This is a genomic window from Cryobacterium sp. 10S3 (assembly GCF_034344045.1).
Lineage (GTDB): Bacteria > Actinomycetota > Actinomycetes > Actinomycetales > Microbacteriaceae > Cryobacterium > Cryobacterium glucosi.
In genome coordinates this window covers 2,025,589-2,042,759 of sequence record NZ_CP133773.1, presented here as the reverse complement: position 1 = coordinate 2,042,759, position 17,171 = coordinate 2,025,589, and the positions used below count along the sequence as shown (strand labels likewise).

General features: G+C 70.3%; 14 protein-coding genes and 1 pseudogene. 8 read left to right on the top strand and 7 right to left on the bottom strand.

Annotated features, from left to right (window positions below; all coding sequences use genetic code 11):
- Window positions 1-51 precede the first annotated feature (51 nt).
- The 7 genes from RHM57_RS09520 (at window position 52) to mutM (ending at window position 7,486) form a co-directional block, all read left to right on the top strand.
- A complete protein-coding gene (locus RHM57_RS09520) occupies window positions 52-1,011 on the top strand; it encodes an AAA family ATPase (protein WP_241975540.1) in 960 nt (319 codons plus the stop codon).
- A gap of 98 nt (window positions 1,012-1,109) precedes the next feature.
- Entirely contained in the window at window positions 1,110-2,507 is a 1,398-nt protein-coding gene (locus RHM57_RS09515; protein ID WP_322189794.1) for a DUF58 domain-containing protein, read from the top strand.
- On the top strand, window positions 2,494-4,893 hold the full coding sequence (locus RHM57_RS09510) for a DUF3488 and transglutaminase-like domain-containing protein (RefSeq protein WP_322189793.1): 2,400 nt from the start codon (window positions 2,494-2,496) through the stop codon (window positions 4,891-4,893). The genes RHM57_RS09515 and RHM57_RS09510 overlap by 14 nt, the downstream gene beginning before the upstream one ends.
- 11 nt (window positions 4,894-4,904) lie before the next feature.
- Window positions 4,905-5,480, top strand: coding sequence for a YceD family protein (locus RHM57_RS09505; RefSeq protein WP_322189792.1), 576 nt, complete (start codon window positions 4,905-4,907; stop codon window positions 5,478-5,480).
- A 2-nt stretch (window positions 5,481-5,482) separates the two neighbouring features.
- Window positions 5,483-5,686 carry a 50S ribosomal protein L32 gene (rpmF, locus tag RHM57_RS09500; RefSeq protein ID WP_134447547.1) on the top strand — a complete coding sequence of 68 codons (204 nt, stop codon included), beginning with the start codon at window positions 5,483-5,485 and terminating at the stop codon, window positions 5,684-5,686.
- A gap of 135 nt (window positions 5,687-5,821) precedes the next feature.
- The gene (rnc, locus tag RHM57_RS09495) at window positions 5,822-6,511 is read left to right on the top strand and encodes a ribonuclease III (RefSeq protein ID WP_134448065.1); all 690 of its coding nucleotides are present in this window, start codon (window positions 5,822-5,824) and stop codon (window positions 6,509-6,511) included.
- Between the two features lie 69 nt (window positions 6,512-6,580).
- Entirely contained in the window at window positions 6,581-7,486 is a 906-nt protein-coding gene (mutM, locus tag RHM57_RS09490) for a bifunctional DNA-formamidopyrimidine glycosylase/DNA-(apurinic or apyrimidinic site) lyase (protein WP_134447549.1), read from the top strand.
- A gap of 16 nt (window positions 7,487-7,502) precedes the next feature.
- On the opposite strand, the gene RHM57_RS09485 is transcribed toward mutM, so the two are convergent.
- A complete protein-coding gene (locus tag RHM57_RS09485; RefSeq protein WP_322135641.1) occupies window positions 7,503-8,672 on the bottom strand; it encodes a GNAT family N-acetyltransferase in 1,170 nt (389 codons plus the stop codon).
- A gap of 126 nt (window positions 8,673-8,798) precedes the next feature.
- On the opposite strand from RHM57_RS09485, the gene smc reads away from it, so the two are divergent.
- Complete coding sequence (smc, locus tag RHM57_RS09480) at window positions 8,799-12,485, top strand: chromosome segregation protein SMC (protein ID WP_322189791.1); 3,687 nt, start codon at window positions 8,799-8,801, stop codon at window positions 12,483-12,485.
- 43 nt (window positions 12,486-12,528) lie between these two features.
- Here smc and RHM57_RS09475 read toward each other — a convergent pair whose 3' ends face one another.
- From RHM57_RS09475 to RHM57_RS09450, 6 genes and pseudogenes are all read right to left on the bottom strand, one after another.
- Window positions 12,529-12,918: a four-helix bundle copper-binding protein gene (locus RHM57_RS09475; protein ID WP_134447555.1), complete on the bottom strand. Its 390-nt coding sequence runs from the start codon at window positions 12,916-12,918 to the stop codon at window positions 12,529-12,531.
- A gap of 46 nt (window positions 12,919-12,964) precedes the next feature.
- Window positions 12,965-13,282, bottom strand: coding sequence for a ferredoxin (gene fdxA, locus RHM57_RS09470; protein ID WP_134447557.1), 318 nt, complete (start codon window positions 13,280-13,282; stop codon window positions 12,965-12,967).
- Complete coding sequence (locus RHM57_RS09465; RefSeq protein WP_322189790.1) at window positions 13,279-14,682, bottom strand: FAD-dependent oxidoreductase; 1,404 nt, start codon at window positions 14,680-14,682, stop codon at window positions 13,279-13,281. Before RHM57_RS09465 ends, fdxA begins: the two co-directional genes overlap by 4 nt.
- A pseudogene (cobA, locus tag RHM57_RS09460) lies at window positions 14,679-15,563 on the bottom strand (uroporphyrinogen-III C-methyltransferase); the annotation flags it as partial. The pseudogene cobA and the gene RHM57_RS09465, both read right to left, overlap by 4 nt.
- Window positions 15,482-16,426 carry an ABC transporter permease gene (locus tag RHM57_RS09455; protein ID WP_134447563.1) on the bottom strand — a complete coding sequence of 315 codons (945 nt, stop codon included), beginning with the start codon at window positions 16,424-16,426 and terminating at the stop codon, window positions 15,482-15,484. The gene RHM57_RS09455 and the pseudogene cobA, both read right to left, overlap by 82 nt.
- On the bottom strand, window positions 16,416-17,144 hold the full coding sequence (locus RHM57_RS09450) for an ABC transporter ATP-binding protein (protein ID WP_322189850.1): 729 nt from the start codon (window positions 17,142-17,144) through the stop codon (window positions 16,416-16,418). The genes RHM57_RS09455 and RHM57_RS09450 overlap by 11 nt, the downstream gene beginning before the upstream one ends.
- Window positions 17,145-17,171: the final 27 nt, after the last annotated feature.

Below are 17,171 nucleotides of genomic sequence, written 5' to 3'. Positions count from 1 at the left end.
GCCGCGCCGGGGGCGGACCCCCCGCCCGACGCAGACCTCGACCTCGACCTCGTGGCCGAGGCCGGCCGGGCCATCGTCCGCAACGTCGAAACGGTCATCGCAGGCAAGCACCCCGCCGTCGTCACGGCCCTGACCGTGCTCCTCGCCGAGGGCCACCTCCTCATCGAGGACGTGCCCGGCGTCGGCAAGACCATGCTGGCCAAGGCCCTCGCCCGCTCAGTCGATTGCTCGGTCAGCCGCATCCAGTTCACACCGGACCTGCTCCCTTCCGACGTCACGGGCGTGAGCGTCTTCAACCAGGTCGACCGCAGGTTCGAGTTCAAGCCGGGGGCCATCTTCGCGAACATCGTGATCGGCGACGAGATCAACCGGGCGAGCCCGAAGACCCAGTCGGCCCTCCTCGAGTGCATGGAGGAACGCCAGGTCACCGTCGACGGAGCGACCTACCTCCTTCCGCTCCCGTTCACGGTCGTCGCGACCCAGAATCCGATCGAGATGGAGGGCACATACGCCCTCCCCGAGGCCCAGCGGGACCGTTTCATGGCCCGGATCTCGATGGGCTACCCCGACACGACCTCCGAGCTCGCGATGCTCGACTCCCGAGACACCTCGAGCCCGCTCGCCGGAATCGACGCCGTCGTCACCGGCGCCCAGTTGCGGGCCATGATGACGGCGGCCCGCGGTGTCTTCGCCTCCAGCGCCGTCAAGCAGTACGCCGTCGACATCGTGCGGGCCACCCGTTCGGACAAGGACCTCCGCCTCGGTGCGAGCCCGCGGGCAACCCTGCAGCTCATCCGTGCCGCCAAGGCGCAATCCGCTCTGCAGGGCCGTGACTTCGTGCTCCCCGACGACATCGATGCGCTTGCCGTCGCCGTCCTCGGCCACCGGCTGGTGGCGAGCAGCCGGGTGCTCGGGCACCAGCATCAGGACTCGAGCCCGCTGCTCGAGGACATCGTGCGCCGGATCCTCGCGGCGACCCCGGTGCCGCTCGGCGCCTCCGGTCGCCCGTAGCCGCCATGTCTGCGCGGCGACCTCCCTCGCGGCCGGTTCGGTTTCCCCGGCTCACCCTCCGGGGTGGCGCCTTCCTCAGCGGGGGAGCGGTGCTGACGGTGGTGTCATTCTCGGAGAACCGGCGGGACCTGCTGTTCATCGCCCTCCTGCTGGTCTCGGTGCCGATCGTCGCCGGGCTGTCGGTGGCCCTCCGACCCGTCCGGGTGCGCGTCGGCCGTGACTTCCGCCCCAACCTCGTCTCCGCGGGCGGGCAGACGACTGAGCTGCTCACCGTCGAGAACGTCGGGGTGCAGCCGCTTTCCGGGGTGCGCTGGCGCGAGACCGGCCCGATGGGAACGACACCGATGCCCAGGGATCTCCCGTTGCCGCCGCTCTCCGGGCTCGGCGGCGCGTGGGGCCGCAGCGGCGGCTGGGACGGTTTCGGCGAGGGCCCTGACGCGGCAGCCCGGACCGTGCGCCTCGAGTTCCCGCTCGCACCGCACGCGCGGGGACGGTACGAGTACGGGCCGGTCGTGCTCGCCCGGTCCGACCCGTTCGGACTGGTGATGGCGCGCTGGGCGGTCGGCGGCCGGCATGAACTGGTCGTGACTCCCCGGGTGACGCCCCTTCCCGGCCGGGGGCACGCGAGCATGCTCGGTGGGGGAGAAGCCCTCGAACGGCAGCGACTGCTCAACCAGAATTCGGACGAGCTGATCGCTCGCGAGTACCGGCCAGGGGATTCGCTGCGCCGGGTGAATTGGCCGGCCACCGCACGCCACGGCGAGATCATGGTGCGGCAGGAGGAACACCGGAGCGACTCAGGGGTGCGGTTCGTGCTCGACACGCTCGCGCCCGCCGAATCGGGCGCTCGCGAGGTCGACCGGGCGCGGCGAGCGAGTGCGTTCGAGCTCGGGGTGGAAGTGGCGGCATCCGTCTGCACGCACCTGCTCGCAGCCGGTTACCGGGTCGATGTCGTCGAGCTCGGCCCTGCCCAACTCGGAACTGCCCGTCTCGGCCGTGCCTCGAACGGTGCCACGGCCGCAACCGATGCCGCCCCGCTCGGCGCGACCGGGCTCGGCGGCTCTCCCGTGGCCGGGAACGGTGCGGGAGGTACGGCCGGGTCGGGAGATCCGGTCTCCTATCGCGGATCAGGCGGCATTTCGCACCTGCTCGAGGACCTCGCGGGCATCCTCCAGGTCCCTGCTGAAGCCAGGGACGCCGGCACCGGCGAACCCAATGGGCCCCTCGCGCCCCCGCGCTCACGCGTCCCCCGCGGGGCGCTTCCGACCTTCGCTGTACTCGGCGCCGGGGCAGCCCTCGACCTCGCCGTTCTCGCCGCGCTCGCGGCAAGTGCCCGGCCGGCGATTGCATTCGTACTCGAACCTCTGCCGACGGATGCCTCTGAGCGGCTCAGGGAGGCCGGCTGGCGGTGCATACCGGTGCGTTCGGCTATCGCACTGCCCGAGGCATGGCTCGACTCCGTCGGCGGGAGAGGGGCGCTGCATGAGCCTGCGTGAACGGATCCTGCCAGAGCAGACGATGACGGCCAGGCCGTCGCCGTCACCGGAAACGCCTGGTCGCCGGAGAACAGGGAAGCGCTCCTCCGGCTCCCGCTGGCCCGTGACCGGTGCGCTCGCGCTGCTCCTGCTCGTCGGGATGACCGCGCTGGGTCCTCTCCTGCAGGGCACCGGCTGGTGGTGGATGATGGCGGTCGAAGCGGGAGCCGTCTTCGTCGTCTCCGCGGGCATCCGCTCACTCGGCCCCAGGCCCTGGGGCGTCCCACTCGCCGGTGCCGGCGTGATCGTCGGGAGCGTCACCCTGCTCTTCGGCGGCGGAACAGGGCTGCTCTGGCTCGTGCCGACCGGCGATACGATCGACCGGTTCCGTACCCTCGTCGAATCGGGGATCGCCTCGGTGCAGTCCCAGGGCACCCCGGCCGATCCCGTGACCGGCATCCTGTTCCTGCTCTGCATCGGGGCCGGTGTGATCGCCGTGCTGATGGACGCCCTCGCGATCACTCTGCGGGCGCCGGCGCTCGCTGGGCTGCCCGTACTGGTGCCTGTCGGCGTCCCCGGCCTCATCCTCGACAACGGTGCGGAGAAACTGACCCTCGTGCTCACGGCCGCGGCATTCCTGCTGCTGCTGCGGATCGACGTCCTCGACCGGCGCGGCGGGGTCACAGCGGGAACGGGCGAGGGCATCGGGATCGCCGGCTCTCGTGGGCCTGCCGGGCGGAGCTGGTCCGTCACCGGGGCCTTCCTGATCGGCGGGCTCGGCATCATCACGGCGCTCGTGCTCAGCATCGCGGTTCCCAACCTGCCCGGCGACGGGCGCGTCGGCGGCCGGGCCACCGGACCGTTGCTCTTCGGCGACGGCGTGAGCGCGATGGTCAACCTCGGGCAGGATCTCCGGAGTTCGCAGGCCGGCGCCGCGCTGCACTACCGGACGAGTGCCGCTCAGCCGCCCTACCTCAAGCTGCTCACCCTGGACCGGTTCGTCGGGCCGAGCTGGACCGCCCGCCTCGAGCCGACCAACACCGGGAACACCGTCGACGCAATCGACCGGCCGCCGGGGCTCTCCGCCCAGGTCGCCACGACGGAGGAGTCCACCCAGGTCGTCATCGACGGGGTCGCCTCGGCCTGGCTGCCCACCCCTGGCGCGGCCACGAAGGTATCCGGGCTCGTCGGCGACTGGTACTGGAACGGGCCCACCGGGACGATTGCGAGCACGAACAGCAGCACCCGGGGCCAGGAATACACCGTCACCTCGCTCGCCCTCGAGCCCACTCCCGAGCAGCTTCGCGCGGCGACGGGCCGGTACCCGGTCAGCGTCGAGTCGAGCCTTCGCCTGCCCCGGAGCAGCCCCCTGATCATCGAACAGACCGCGCGCGCGGTGACATCGGGAACGACGACCCCGTATGACGCTGCCGTCGCCCTGCAGGAGTACCTGCGGGGGAGCGAATTCACCTACGACACCACCGCACCGGTCGAGGACGGCTATGACGGCGGCGGGGTCGACGTTGTCGGTACCTTCCTCGAGGTCAAGCGCGGTTACTGCGTGCATTTCGCCTCCGCGATGGCGGTGATGGCCCGGTCGCTCGGCATCCCGGCGCGCATCGCGATCGGCTATCTGCCCGGTTCCCGCTCCTCGGACTTCATCGAGGGCAGGGACCGTTTCAACGTCGACGCCCATGACCTGCACTCGTGGCCGGAGCTGTACTTCACCGGCATCGGCTGGTTGCCGTTCGAACCCACCCCCGGGCGCGGGACCGTTCCGAGCTACACCCAGCCGGCCGGTCAGTCCACCCCACTCGGCGGCACGGTGGCCGGTGCGCCGTCGTCCGCGCCGCGCCCGTTCGACGACCCCGGCCAGGCCCTGTCGACGGGAAGCGGAGCCGCGAAGACGCCCGGGAACGATGCAGGCACGCCCGGACGCGTTGCGCTCATCCTCGGAGCGCTCGTCGTCGTACTCGCCGCTCCGGGTGGCATCCGCCTGCTTCGGAGCAGACGACGGCGCAGGGACCTCGCCAGGGGCACGGCAGGGGGCGCCGATGCCTGGCGGGAGCTCGTCGACACGGCCGTCGACTTCGGGGTCAGCGTGCGCGCCACGGAGACGCCCCGGGAATTCGCGGCGCGGATCGGCGACCTGCCCGGCCTCACCGGCACCGGTGGGGCGGCAGCCGGTGCAGCACTTGCCCGGTTGCTGGCCGCGGCCGAGCGACACCGGTACGGCCGCCCGGTCGCCGGGGCGCCGCAACCGGCGCTCCTCGGCGACCTCGACACGGTCTCGACGAGGATCAGCATGGGTGCGAGCACGGCTGTGCGCTGGCGTGCGCGCCTCCTTCCCGCGTCCCTGTGGCTCTTCCTCGGCGAACGGGGGCGCGCACCCGTCACGGACGCGTAGAATCTCCCCCCGTGACCAAGTTTCAGAAGACCCCGTACAAGGTCGACGTGCGTGACCTCATCAACCGCCCCGGCACCATGCGTGAGCGCCACATCGACCTCATCGTTCCCGACGCCCTCGGCGAGGGACTCGTTGCCGTCAAGGCCGGGTCGACGCTCGACGTCAACATCCGCCTCGAGACCCTGCACGAGAGCCTTCTGGTGTCCGCGCAGATCTCCGGAATCGCGTCCGGCGAGTGCGGAAGATGCCTGATTGACATCGACTTGCCTGTCCGAGTCGAGTTTCACGAGGTTTTCGCGTACTCTCTTGATGAAGCTTATGAGTGTGCGGTTGTCGAGGACCATGTGGATCTTGAACCGCTCATCAGGGATGCAGTGGTTCTGTCACTGCCTTTCCAGCCGGTCTGCCGGCAGGATTGCCCGGGTCTCGACCCCGAGACCGGGCAGCGGCTTGCCGTTTCCCCTGAATTCGAACCAGAACAGATGCGCGATCCCCGGTGGGCAGCGCTTGTGAATTTCCAGGCTTCCGAAAGCATCGGCATGGATGAAGACATCCGCGCTGAAACGGATAGAAGAGAAGAGAAGTAGTCATGGCAGTCCCGAAGCGCAAGCAATCACGCTCCAACACCCGCTCACGTCGTTCCTGCTGGAAGGCCGAAGCCCCCACCCTGGTCAAGACCATGGAAAACGGCAAAGTCGTCTACAGCCTCCCGCACCGTGCCAAGGTCGTCACCGACACCGCCGGAACCGCGATGTTCATGGAATACAAGGGCCGCAAGGTCGCCGACATTTAATTCGGCGATGTACACGCCCCAGGTACCGCTCCTCCGACGGATGCCGCGTCTTCTGACCCGGAACATCCGCTCGTCGCGTCGCGGTACCGTCGGGGCGGTCGCCGTATGACCGGGCACGCCGCAGCCGGTCACCCGATGACCGGCGCGGAAGCCGACCCCTCGGCCCTCGTGTCCGCGCTCGGCGTGCAGATCGACGAGAGCCTGCTTCGGCTGGCGCTCACCCATCGGTCCTTCGCGTACGAGAACGGCGGAGTGCCCACGAACGAGCGCCTGGAATTCCTCGGCGACTCGATCCTGGGCCAGGCCGTCACGGTCATGCTCTACCGCACGTATCCGCTGCTCGACGAGGGCGACCTGGCCAAGCGCCGGGCCAGCCTGGTCTCGAGTGTCGCCCTCGCTGAAATCGCCAGGGGCCTCGGCCTCGGCGCCTACGTTCGGCTCGGGCGGGGCGAGATCCTCACGGGTGGTCGTGACAAGTCATCGATCCTCGCCGACACCGTCGAGGCGCTCATCGGTGCCGTCTACCTCGACACGGGTCCGGACGCCGCCACGGCTTTCGTGCTGCGGCTGATCGCGCCGATGCTCAACGACCCTGGTCACTTCGGAGTCTCGATGGATCCGAAGACGAGCCTGCAGGAAGCAGCGGCCCGGCTCGACGCCGGCGTACCCGTCTATGCGATCGCCGAGAGCGGCCCCGACCACTCCAAGGTGTTCATCGCGACCGTGACCGTCGGCATCGTCGTCGCAACGGGAGAAGGCACCAGCAAGAAGCACGCCGAGATGGCCGCCGCCCTCGAGGCGTGGAACCGGCTCGTCCCGCGCTGACCTGGCCGATGTCCGCTCGACTCATTCCCGCGCATCCGACGGCACCGCCACCATCGTCTGGACGCTTCCTTGCCAGAACTTCCTGAGGTCGAGGTGGTGCGCGCGGGCGTCGAACCCGCCGTGACCGGTGCTCGCGTCACCGCCGTTGAGGTTTTCGAGCCACGCTCCCTCCGCAGGCACGACCCCCTGACCGGCCCGTTCGCCCCGCAGCTCGAGGGGCATCGCCTGCTCGGCGCCGTCCGCCGCGGCAAATTCCTCTGGCTGCCGATCGACACCGGACGCGCCCTCGTGATCCACCTCGGCATGAGCGGCCAGGTCCTGCTCCGGGAACCGGGCTCGGAGGCAGACCGTCAGTTGCGCATCCGCCTGCACCTCGAACACCCCGACCACGGGGAACTGTGGCTCAACTTCGCCGACCAGCGGATCTTCGGCAGCATGGCGATAGACCGGATGCAGCCCACCGGCGACGGACTGCCAGGAGGGTATGCCGGGGCGGGCACGGGTGCGTGGAGCGGGCTGATCCCCGACCAGGTCGCCCACATCGCCCGTGACCTCATCGACCCCGACTTCGGAACGGATGCCGCCCTCGCCGCCCTGGCCCGGCGCGGCTCAGGGATCAAGCGGGTGCTGCTCGACCAGACCTGGGTCAGCGGCATCGGGAACATCTACGCCGACGAAGCCCTGTTCGCGGCCGGACTGCACTACGAGCAGCCGGCGTCGTCCCTGTCACGCACCGAAGGCATCCGGTTGCTCGACGCCGTGCGCACGGTGCTGATGCGCGCCCTCGCCGAGGGCGGCACGAGCTTCGATGCGCAGTATGTGAACGTCAACGGCCAGTCCGGTTACTTCTCGCACAGCCTCGCCGTCTACGGCAGGCAGGGCACCGCGTGCCCGCGGTGCGGAACCCTCCTCGTGCGCGAGCAGTTCATGAACAGGTCCTCGCACCTCTGCCCGGTCTGCCAGCGCCTCCACTGACCGAGTCAACCAGGGTTCACGCGTCCGTAAGGGGCGTGCGCCGCCGCCAGGCGCCCTCGTAGCCGATCGGCAGGAAGCCGAGCTCCTCGTTGATGTCGAGCATGTGCCGGTTCTCCTCCGCGTTGAAGGTGATCACCGACGGATGTCCTGGCTCGTTCCGGAGGATGCTCTCCAGGTTCCAGGCCTTGAGCAGCAGGCCGAGCCGGTGCCCGCGATGTTCCCGCACCACGAGGGTGTCCTCCTGGTTGACCGGCCTGTCGGTCTCAGCGGGAACGGAGAGTTCGGTGAACCCGACCAGTGCGCGGGACGGGCGGTGCACGACGGCTGTGGTGTAGACGGTCCGTGGTCCGTCCGCGAGCCGGGCCTGCCTGTCGAGGAACCGATCGAGGGGCCAGGACTCTGCGGGTTCCTCGAGGCCGGCGGTGGGAGCATCCGTGCTCATTCTTTCGTAGAGCATCGCCATGTCCGGCTGCCACCGGATCGGCGTGAAGCCGTCCCACTGAATAATCTCGTATTCCTTTCCCGCGCGCTTCTCTGCCGCGCGCAGCAGCCGGTCCAGCCGCTCGCGGTCGTAGGGAAGTGCGAGGCGGTTGCCTCGCTCGACCTGCTCGAGACGGTAGCCGCGCCGGAGCAGGAAGCGCACCTCGGGGTTCCGCAACGGCAGTGAGCCGAAACCGGTCGGGGCGACCAGGCGTTCGCCCGGTGAGTCCGGCGAGGCCGCGTAGACGATCTGATTCACGCACCCGTCGGCCTCGGCGACCGACTCGAGCAACGCGAACAGGGCGGTACCGATGCCGCGGTTGCGGTATCCCGGCAGGACATCGGCGCGAAGCCACGCAGTCTCCGAGCCGGGGCCCTGAAACTCACACACACCGCGCGCGACGATGTGGGTCACGTCGGCCGCGGCGGGGTCGTCCGCCGGGGCGTCAGCCGCAGCCTCGTCGCTCCCGCCGGCAGGAGCTGAACCGTCCGCGGCCCGCACCACGAACAGCCTCCTCGGCTCCCAATCCTGGTCGAGCCACTCCGGGAGTGCCTCCTCCGCCGTCACGGTCAGCTCGTGGGTCCCGTAGGCATCCGCTTCGACCGTGTTGTGCACCTCGGCGGCGGCGACGAAGTCGTCCCAGCCCTCGGCACCCGGCTCCTCCGGGATCGAGAGCTCCTCGATCCTGGGCACGAGGTCGTCCATGCAGGCAGAGTAGCGTCCGGTCGGCACTGCCGAAACCCCCGCGGGCAGCGCCGCGCCTCCCGGGCCCGGGCGGCTGCGTCCGGTACCGTGGGAGAGCCGATATCTACTCACGGGAAGGGCGCAACGGTGTACTTGAAGAGCCTCACCCTCAAGGGGTTCAAATCGTTCGCGCAGCCCACGACCTTCGCTTTCGAGCCCGGCGTCACCTGCGTCGTCGGCCCGAACGGCTCCGGCAAGTCCAACGTCGTCGACGCTCTCGCCTGGGTGATGGGGGAGCAGGGCGTCAAGACGCTCCGCGGCGGCAAGATGGAAGACGTCATCTTCGCGGGCACCTCGACGAAGGGCCCGCTCGGCCGCGCCGAGGTGACGCTCACGATCGACAACACGGATGGCGCGTTGCCGATCGACTACACCGAGGTCACCATCTCGCGCACCCTGTTCCGCAACGGCGGAAGCGAGTACGCGATCAACGGCCAGGGCTGCCGGCTGCTCGACGTGCAGGAGCTCCTGAGCGACTCCGGCCTCGGGCGGGAGATGCACGTGATCGTCGGCCAGGGCCAGCTTGACGCGGTCCTGCGCGCAAGCCCAGAGGACCGGCGCGGTTTCATCGAGGAGGCCGCCGGAATCCTCAAGCACCGCCGCCGCAAGGAGAAGACCCTGCGCAAGCTCGACGCGATGCAGGCCAACCTGACCCGGCTGAGCGACCTCGCCGGGGAGATCCGCCGCCAGCTCAAGCCGCTCGGGCGCCAGGCCGAGATCGCCCGCGAGGCCCAGACCATCGCCGCCGTCGTGCGTGATGCCCGCGCCCGCCTGCTCGCCGACGACGTCGTCGGCCTGCGCAGGACCCTCGACGCCCACGGCCGCAGCGAGAGCGAACGGCACTCCGAACGCATCGTGCTCCAGGAACAGCTCGACCAGAAGCAGTTGCGCCTGCACCGCCTCGAGGAGGCCCAGATCGGCGACGCCGTCGACGCCGCCCGGCGCACGAGCTTCGGCCTCGAATCCGTGCAGGAACGCCTCCGCGGGCTGTACACGCTCGCGAACCAGCGCCTCGCCCTTCTCGGTTCCCAGTCCGAATCGGTCGACGCCGGCCCGAGTGTGACCCCGGCGATGCTCACGGACGCCGCGGCGGAGATCGTGCGGCTCACCGAACGCATCGCCGTCGCCGAGTCCGCCTGGGCCGCCGCGCGGGCGGCCACGTCGACCGCGCGCCGCGATCTCGACGCCGTCGACGAGGACATCGCCGCACAGACCGCGCTCATCTCCCGCCACGACCTCGAAGCGTCCAAGCTGCGCGGCCAGGCCGAAACCGCCGCCTCCCGCCTCGCCTCTGTCCGCAGCGACGTGCTCCGCCAACAGAACACCCGGAATGCCGCGGCCGGACGCGTGCAGGAAGCAGAGGCCCTCCTCGCCGCCCTGGAAGCGGAGACCGAGCAGGCGAACGCGGAGAACGCAGGGACCGGCGCGGTGAACGGCGATCCGGGCGACACCGGCGCGGCCGACGGGAACACCCGGCTGTCCGAAGACTACGAGGCGGCCCAGGCCGTCGTGTCCGCCGCGGAGGGCGAAGTCGAACGCCTCCGCGAAGAACTCCACCTCCTCGAACGCGAACGTGACGCCCTCGCCGCGCGCGCGAGCGCCCTGTCCCTGGCCCTCGACCAGAAGGACGGATCCTCAGCCCTCCTCGGCGCCCGGCTGGACGGCATCCGCGGGCTCGTCGCAGAACACGTGCGGGTGCATCCCGGTTACGAGGCGGCGATCGCCGCCGCGCTCGGCTCCCTCGCCGATGCCGTGCTCGCGGATGACAGCGCAGCCGGCTTCGCCGCACTCGACCGGGTCAGGGCGGACGACCTCGGCCGGGTCGAGCTCATCCTCGCCACGCCAGCGACTCCCGACGCTGACGGCGCCCCAGCTGATGCTGCCGGCGGAACCCCCGATTTGCGCGCGTCGGGCGCGCACGCACGCCCGAGCCTCGCCGAACGGGCAGGCCTGGTCTGGGCCGCCTCTGTCCTCGATGCCCCTGCCGGTGTCCTCGGACTCCTCGAGAACACCGTCATCGCCGAAGACCTCGACTCCGCCCTGGCCGCGGCAGACCTGCTCACGTCCGGCCATTCCACCCCGGGGACGGCTGCCACCGGCCCCCGCGCGGCGAGCATTCCGCTGACGATCATCACCCGGGCCGGCGACGTGCTGAGCGAGTTCGTGCTCCGCGGCGGATCCGGGGCCCGGCGCAGCAAGCTCGAACTCGTCGCGGACCGCGAGACCGCGGCAGACCGTCTCGGCGAAGTCCGATCCCGCATCGAGCAGGTCAGCGGCGACCTCGCTGAGCAGCGCAGCCTGCTCCGCCTCGGCAAGGACCAGTCCGTCGCGGCGCTCGCCGCGCTTCGCGCCTTCGACGCCCGCCTCGCGGCCCAGGCAGAGAAGACGAACCGGGCAACGGTGCGGCTCGAGGCCGCAACGGCGGAGCTCGAGCGCATCTCCGCCGGCGTCCTTGTCGCCGAACAGGCCGTCGCCGGTGCGGAAGCAGAGGCCGAGCGCACCAAGGCCGGTCTCGTCACCCTGCTGTCCCGCCCCCGCCCGATCCTCGACGTTTCGGTTCGTGACGCGCTCCACGCCGAACTCGAAGCTGCGCGCGAACACGAGGTCGAGGCGCGGCTCCGCGTCGAGACCGCGCGCGAGCGCGTGCGCTCGGGTGAGGCCCGCGCCGCAGGCCTCGCGAGGCAGTTCGAGCGCGACCAGGCCGCAGCCGAGGCCGCCGCCCGGCGTGCGGTCATCCGCCGTCGCCAGGTGGATGCCGCGACCCGCGTCGCCGAAGCGCTCCCCGCCGTGCTCGCCGCGGTCGACGTCTCCGTCAGCGAGGCACGCCTCCGCCTCGCCACCGCCGAGGCCGAGCGCCTGAGCCAGAATGAGGAACTCGCGGCCCTGCGCCGCGAGGACGGTGCCCTCCGCAGCCGACTGCAGGCCGTGACCGAGAGCGTGCACGGCCTCGAACTGCAGATCTACGAGAAGAAGCTGCACCTCTCCGGCCTCCTCGAACGCGCCGGCAGCGAACTGGGCCTCGTCGAAGATATCCTCGTCGCGGAATACGGTCCGGACCAGCCGGTGCCGCCCGATGACGACCCGGATGGCGAGCCGGTGGCCTACGACCGCGAGCAGCAGCAGCGCCGCCACGCCTCCGCCGAGCGCCGGTTCGCCCAACTCGGCAGGATCAACCCGCTCGCCCTCGAGGAATTCGCCGCGCTCGAGCAGCGGCACAAATTCCTCACCGAGCAGCTCACCGACCTGACCAACACCCGGGCCGACCTGCTGACGATCATCGACGACCTCGACGTCACGATGGGCGCCATCTTCGGAAGCGCCTTCGAGGACACCCGCCTGGCCTTCGCCGAGGTCTTCCCCGTCCTGTTCCCCGGCGGGTCTGGCAGCATCCGCCTGACCGATCCCGACGACCTGCTCACGACCGGCATCGAGATCAGCGTCAAGCCGGCAGGAAAGAAGATCGAGCGGCTCTCACTGCTGTCCGGCGGGGAGCGTTCCCTCGCCGCAGTCGCGCTGCTGATCGCGATCTTCAAGGCCCGCCCGAGCCCGTTCTACATCATGGACGAGGTCGAGGCTGCCCTCGACGACGCCAACCTCGGCCGGCTGCTCACGATCTTCCAGGGCCTCCGCGAGGCCAGCCAGCTCATCATCATCACGCATCAGAAACGCACGATGGAAATCGCCGACGCCCTCTACGGTGTCTCGATGCGCCAGGACGGGGTATCGGCGGTCGTCGGCCAGCGGATCGTGCGCGAGGAGGAACGGGCGTCCTGAACCGCGGACAGGCCGGGACAGTGGCCCCCGCGTCACGGCCGGGTCACAGCAGGGCGAGTACCTCCGCACAGGCGTCGGTGACCCTGCGGCACTCGGGGGCGCAGCTCGTCCAGTCCGGCCGGTGCTGCAGCATCCGCTCGCAGGCGATGGACGAGGAGCGGCACGCCTCCATGCAGGTGTCGAGCATGGAGGCGGCGGTCGTCCCGTCTGTCCGGGTGTGCCAGGACAGCACCCGGCTCGTCGTGGTGCAGATTTCGATGCAGTCGAGGTCGGCGAGGAAGCACGCGGTGACATCGCCGTCGCCGGACTGGGCCAGGCAGGCGTCAGCGCAGTCCTCGCTCGCGGCGATGAGCGCGTCGCAGGCGGCGACGCACGCCGCGGTCCGTGCCGAGAGCGCGTTGAACTCGCTCCCACCGAACCCGCCACCGAACATGCCACCACTGTAGCCCGGTCGGTGGCGCCCGGTCGGTGGCGCCCGGTCAGGCCTGCGGGGGCAGCGCCGCGATCAGCGGGTGGTCGAACGTCAGCACACCGGTCTTGGCCGCGCCTCCCGGCGACCCGATCTCCTCGAAGAAGTCCACGTTCGCGCGGTAATACTCGCTCCACTGCTCGGGAAGGTCGTCTTCGTAGTAGACCGCCTCGACCGGGCAGACCGGCTCGCAGGCACCGCAGTCGACACATTCGTCGGGGTGAATGTACAGGGACCGTTCGCCTTCATAGATGCAGTCGACCGGGCACTCGTCGACGCAGGCGCGGTCCTTGACATCCACGCACGGCAGCGCGATGACGTACGTCACGAGGCGACGAGTTCCACGGACCGGCTGATGTCGACCTGCTCGTCCCGCGGAACGACCTTGACCCGCTCACGATCGGCCGCCGAGCCGTCCGCGGCTCCGAGGGCACGTTCGTGGGCATCGAGCACGAGCCAGCCGTCCCATTCGGTGAAGCGGATGCCGCGGGCGGAGAGCACGGCCAGGATCGCGTCCGCGTCGTCTTCGACCGGCTCCGGCAGGAGGCCGTTGCTGAGGTCTTCGACGAGCCGCGTGACGGTCTCGAGCGCGTCGCTCTTGGTGTGGCCGATCAGGCCGACGGGGCCACGCTTGATCCAGCCGGTGGCGTACAGGCCGGGAATGGGCCGCGCGGCCGGGTCGAGGACCCGACCGCCGTCGTTCGGGATCACGCCGCGCGTCTCGTCGAAAGGCACCTCGGCGAGGGGGCTGCCGCGGTAACCGACGGCGCGGTAGACCGCCTGGAGCGGGTAGTCGAGGATCTCACCTGTCCCGGTGACACCGCCGGGGTTGGCGGGATCGGGCGCGGTGCGCTCGAAGCGCATGCCTTCGACACTCTCGGTGCCGTAGACCTCGAGCGGAGAATGCAGGAAATGCAGGTGCAGGCGGCGCGAGGCCCCGCTCGGTTCTTTCGTGAGCCATCCGTTCAGGGTGCGGCTCATCACCTTGACCTGGTTGTTGGACGCGGCGAGGAACTGCTCGGAGGCCTCGTCCCTCGGGAAGTCCTCCTCGTAGACGATCACGTCGACGTCCGGCACCGCGCCGAGCTCCCGGAGCTCGATCGGGGTGAACTTCACCTGGGCAGGCCCGCGTCGACCGAAGATGTGCACGTCGGTGACTGCCGAGGCGGCCAGGCCGGAATAGACGTTCTCGGGGATGTCGGTGGGCAGCAGGTCGTCCGCATGCTTTGCGAGCATCCTGGCGACGTCGAGGGCGACGTTGCCGTTGCCGATCACGGCGACCTGGTGGGCGTCGAGCGGCCAGTCGCGCGGGGCGTCCGGGTGTCCGTCGAACCAGGAGACGAAGTCGGCGGCCCCGAAGCAGCCGGGCAGCTCGGTGCCGGGGATCGGCAGCTTCGCGTCGCGGATCGCCCCGGTCGCGAAGATGACTGCGTGGTAGTGGGCCCGCAGGTCGTCCAGGCCCAGATCGGTCCCGTAGCCGACGTTGCCGAGGAACCGGATGGTGCCGGCATCGAGCATCTCGTGCAGGCTTGTGACGATGCCCTTGATCCGCGGGTGGTCGGGGGCGACGCCGTATCGAATCAGGCCGTATGGAGCGGGGAGGGTGTCGAAGAGGTCGATGCCGATCGTGCCGCCGGCGTCGCGCACGGCCTTGCCGAGGATGTTGCCGGCGTAGATTCCCGCGGGACCGGCGCCGATGATGGCGACGCGGAGAGTATGGGGGGTCATGAAAAAGCCTTTCGGGATGGTTCTGGGATGAGCCGGCCGGAACGGGGTTCGTCGGACGCGAGCTGGTTGCTGTACCGGGGGTGGAGCGGGCTCAGGGTGACGACGTCCCCCACCACGACGACGGCGGGGGAGCGGACGCCGCGTTCGGCGGCGAGTCCGGCGATGGTTGCGAGACTTCCGAAGGTGACCCGCTGGTTCGAGCCGTAGCCGTCCTCGATGATGGCGACCGGGCAGTCTCCGCCGCGGGGTCCGTCCGCGAGCATCGCCGCGGAGGCGGCGAGGCCGGAGATGCCCATCAGGAGCAGGACGGTGTGGTCGCTGCCCCCTGGCAGGGACGGAAGCAGCTCGTGGCCCGTCACGACGGTGAACCCGTTCGCCACCCCGCGATGGGTGACCGGGATGCCGGCCGCAGCAGGCACCGAGATGGCGCTCGTGACGCCGGGGATGACCTCGACGGGGATACCGTTGCTGCGGCAGTACGCTGCTTCCTCGCCGCCGCGACCGAGCACGTACGGGTCGCCGCCCTTGAGGCGCACGACCCGGCGGCCGGCACGGGCGTGCTCGACGAGGAGTGCGTTGATCTCGTCCTGGGGCACAGGGTGGTGGCCGGGCAGCTTGCCGACGTCGATCACGAGAACGCCGGGATCGAGCTCGCCGAGCAGGGAGCGCGGGCCGAGCCGGTCGGCGATGACGACATCCGCTTCGTCGAGCAGCCGGCGGCCGAGCACGGTGATCAGGCCGGGATCGCCGGGTCCGCCACCGACCAGGTGCACGGTGCCGGGGCGCACGGTGTCGGGGCTCACCGGCCGGCCGTCAGGTAGAGGCCGCGGCGGCGGAGCAACCGGCGTTCTGCCGGGGCGAAGAGCACGAGCTCGACGAGGATGCCGACGAACAGGATCACCAGGATCGTCGCGAGCACCCCGGGCAGGTCGGCGAGCTCGCGGCTCTGCTGCAGCATCGAACCGAGGCCGAAACCGATCGAGCCGCCGACGGCGATGATCTCCGCTGCCATCAGGGACCGCCAGGAGAAGGCCCAGCCCTGCTTGAGGCCCGCGAGGTAGCCGGGCATCGCGGCGGGCAGCACGACGAGGGTGGCCATCTCGAAGCGGTTCGCGCCGAGCACGGTGCCCACGCGGCGCAGCTGCGGCGGGATCTGGTCGACGCCGGCGACCAGCCCGTTGGCGATCGAGGGGACGGCGCCCATCAGCACGACGAAGTACACGGTCGCATCGCTCAGGCCAAACCAGAGGATCGCAGCGGGCACCCAGGCGACGGAAGGAAGCACCTGCAGCCCGGAGAGCAGCGGTCCGAGCGCGCGGCGGAGCAGCCGCCACTCCGCAAGGAGAAGGCCGAGCGGGGTTCCGATCGCGACGGCGATCAGGAACCCGATCCCGCCGCGGGAGAGGCTCGTGACCACAGCCGTCTGCAGGTGACCGGTCGACCAGAGGTCGGTGATCGAGGTGAGCACGTCGAGCGGACCGGGAGTGAGGTCGGGGCGCGGCTTGGCGATCACGATATAGAACTGCCACGCCGCGATGAGGGCGAGCAGGAGCACGACCGGCGGCAGGACGCCGTCGGCGAACCGGCGCCACGGGCCCTTCTCGACGAGGGGGGACGTCTGCAGGGCGTCGAGCCCGGCTTCGAGCGTACGGAAGTCCGCCCGGGTGCTCACCGAGGAGCCGGACGCGGCGTCGGGCTCCAGGGAGCCGGGGGTGATGGTCTCGGAACGGGTCTCAGGCGGCATTACGGCGGATCTCCTCTCGGAGGTGGTCGGTGATCTCGATGGAGAGGCGGGAAACCTCCGGGGATTCGATCCGGCGCGGACCGTTGTCCTCGATGCGCCACTCGTTCCTGATCCGGCCGGGACGGCTCGACATCAGCAGCACCCGCTGCCCGAGCCGTGCGGCCTCGCGCACGTTGTGCGTGACGAACACGATCGTGCGGCCGGTTTCATGCCAGACCCGTTCGAGTTCCTCGTGGAGCAGATCGCGGGTGATCGCGTCGAGGGCGGCGAAGGGCTCGTCCATCAGCAGGACCTTGCGGTCCTGCGCGAGTGACCTGGCGAGGGCGACACGCTGCCGCATGCCCCCGGAGAGCTCGTGCGGGCGCTTGTTCGCGGCATCCGCGAGGTTGACCAGGTCGAGGAGCTCGAGTGCCTCGCCGCGACGCCGGCCGCGCGGGACCCCGCGCAGCTTGAGGGCGAGTTCCACGTTGCGGCTCGCGGTCAGCCAGGGGAACAGGGCCGACTCCTGGAACATGACGGCGCTCTTCCCGCTCGCGACCGTGACGGTGCCCTCCGACGGGTGTTCGAGGCCGGCGATGATGTTGAGCAGGGTCGACTTGCCGCATCCGGATGCGCCGAGCAGGCAGACGAATTCGCCCGGCTTGATCGTGAGGTTGATGTTGTCGAGCACCACGGGTCCGGCCTTGCCGAACCGCTTGGACAGTCCCTCGACCCGGATCGCGGTCTCGACGTCCGCTGCGACGAC

Coding starts and splice junctions, on each gene's coding strand:
- RHM57_RS09510 (WP_322189793.1), top strand. CDS start 2,494: ATGAGCCTGCGTGAACGGATCCTGCCAGAGCAGACGATGACGGCCAGG.
- RHM57_RS09485 (WP_322135641.1), bottom strand. CDS start 8,672: ATGGACGACCTCGTGCCCAGGATCGAGGAGCTCTCGATCCCGGAGGAG.
- RHM57_RS09465 (WP_322189790.1), bottom strand. CDS start 14,682: ATGACCCCCCATACTCTCCGCGTCGCCATCATCGGCGCCGGTCCCGCG.
- rnc (WP_134448065.1), top strand. CDS start 5,822: ATGACCGGCGCGGAAGCCGACCCCTCGGCCCTCGTGTCCGCGCTCGGC.
- rpmF (WP_134447547.1), top strand. CDS start 5,483: ATGGCAGTCCCGAAGCGCAAGCAATCACGCTCCAACACCCGCTCACGT.
- RHM57_RS09475 (WP_134447555.1), bottom strand. CDS start 12,918: ATGTTCGGTGGCGGGTTCGGTGGGAGCGAGTTCAACGCGCTCTCGGCA.
- RHM57_RS09455 (WP_134447563.1), bottom strand. CDS start 16,426: ATGCCGCCTGAGACCCGTTCCGAGACCATCACCCCCGGCTCCCTGGAG.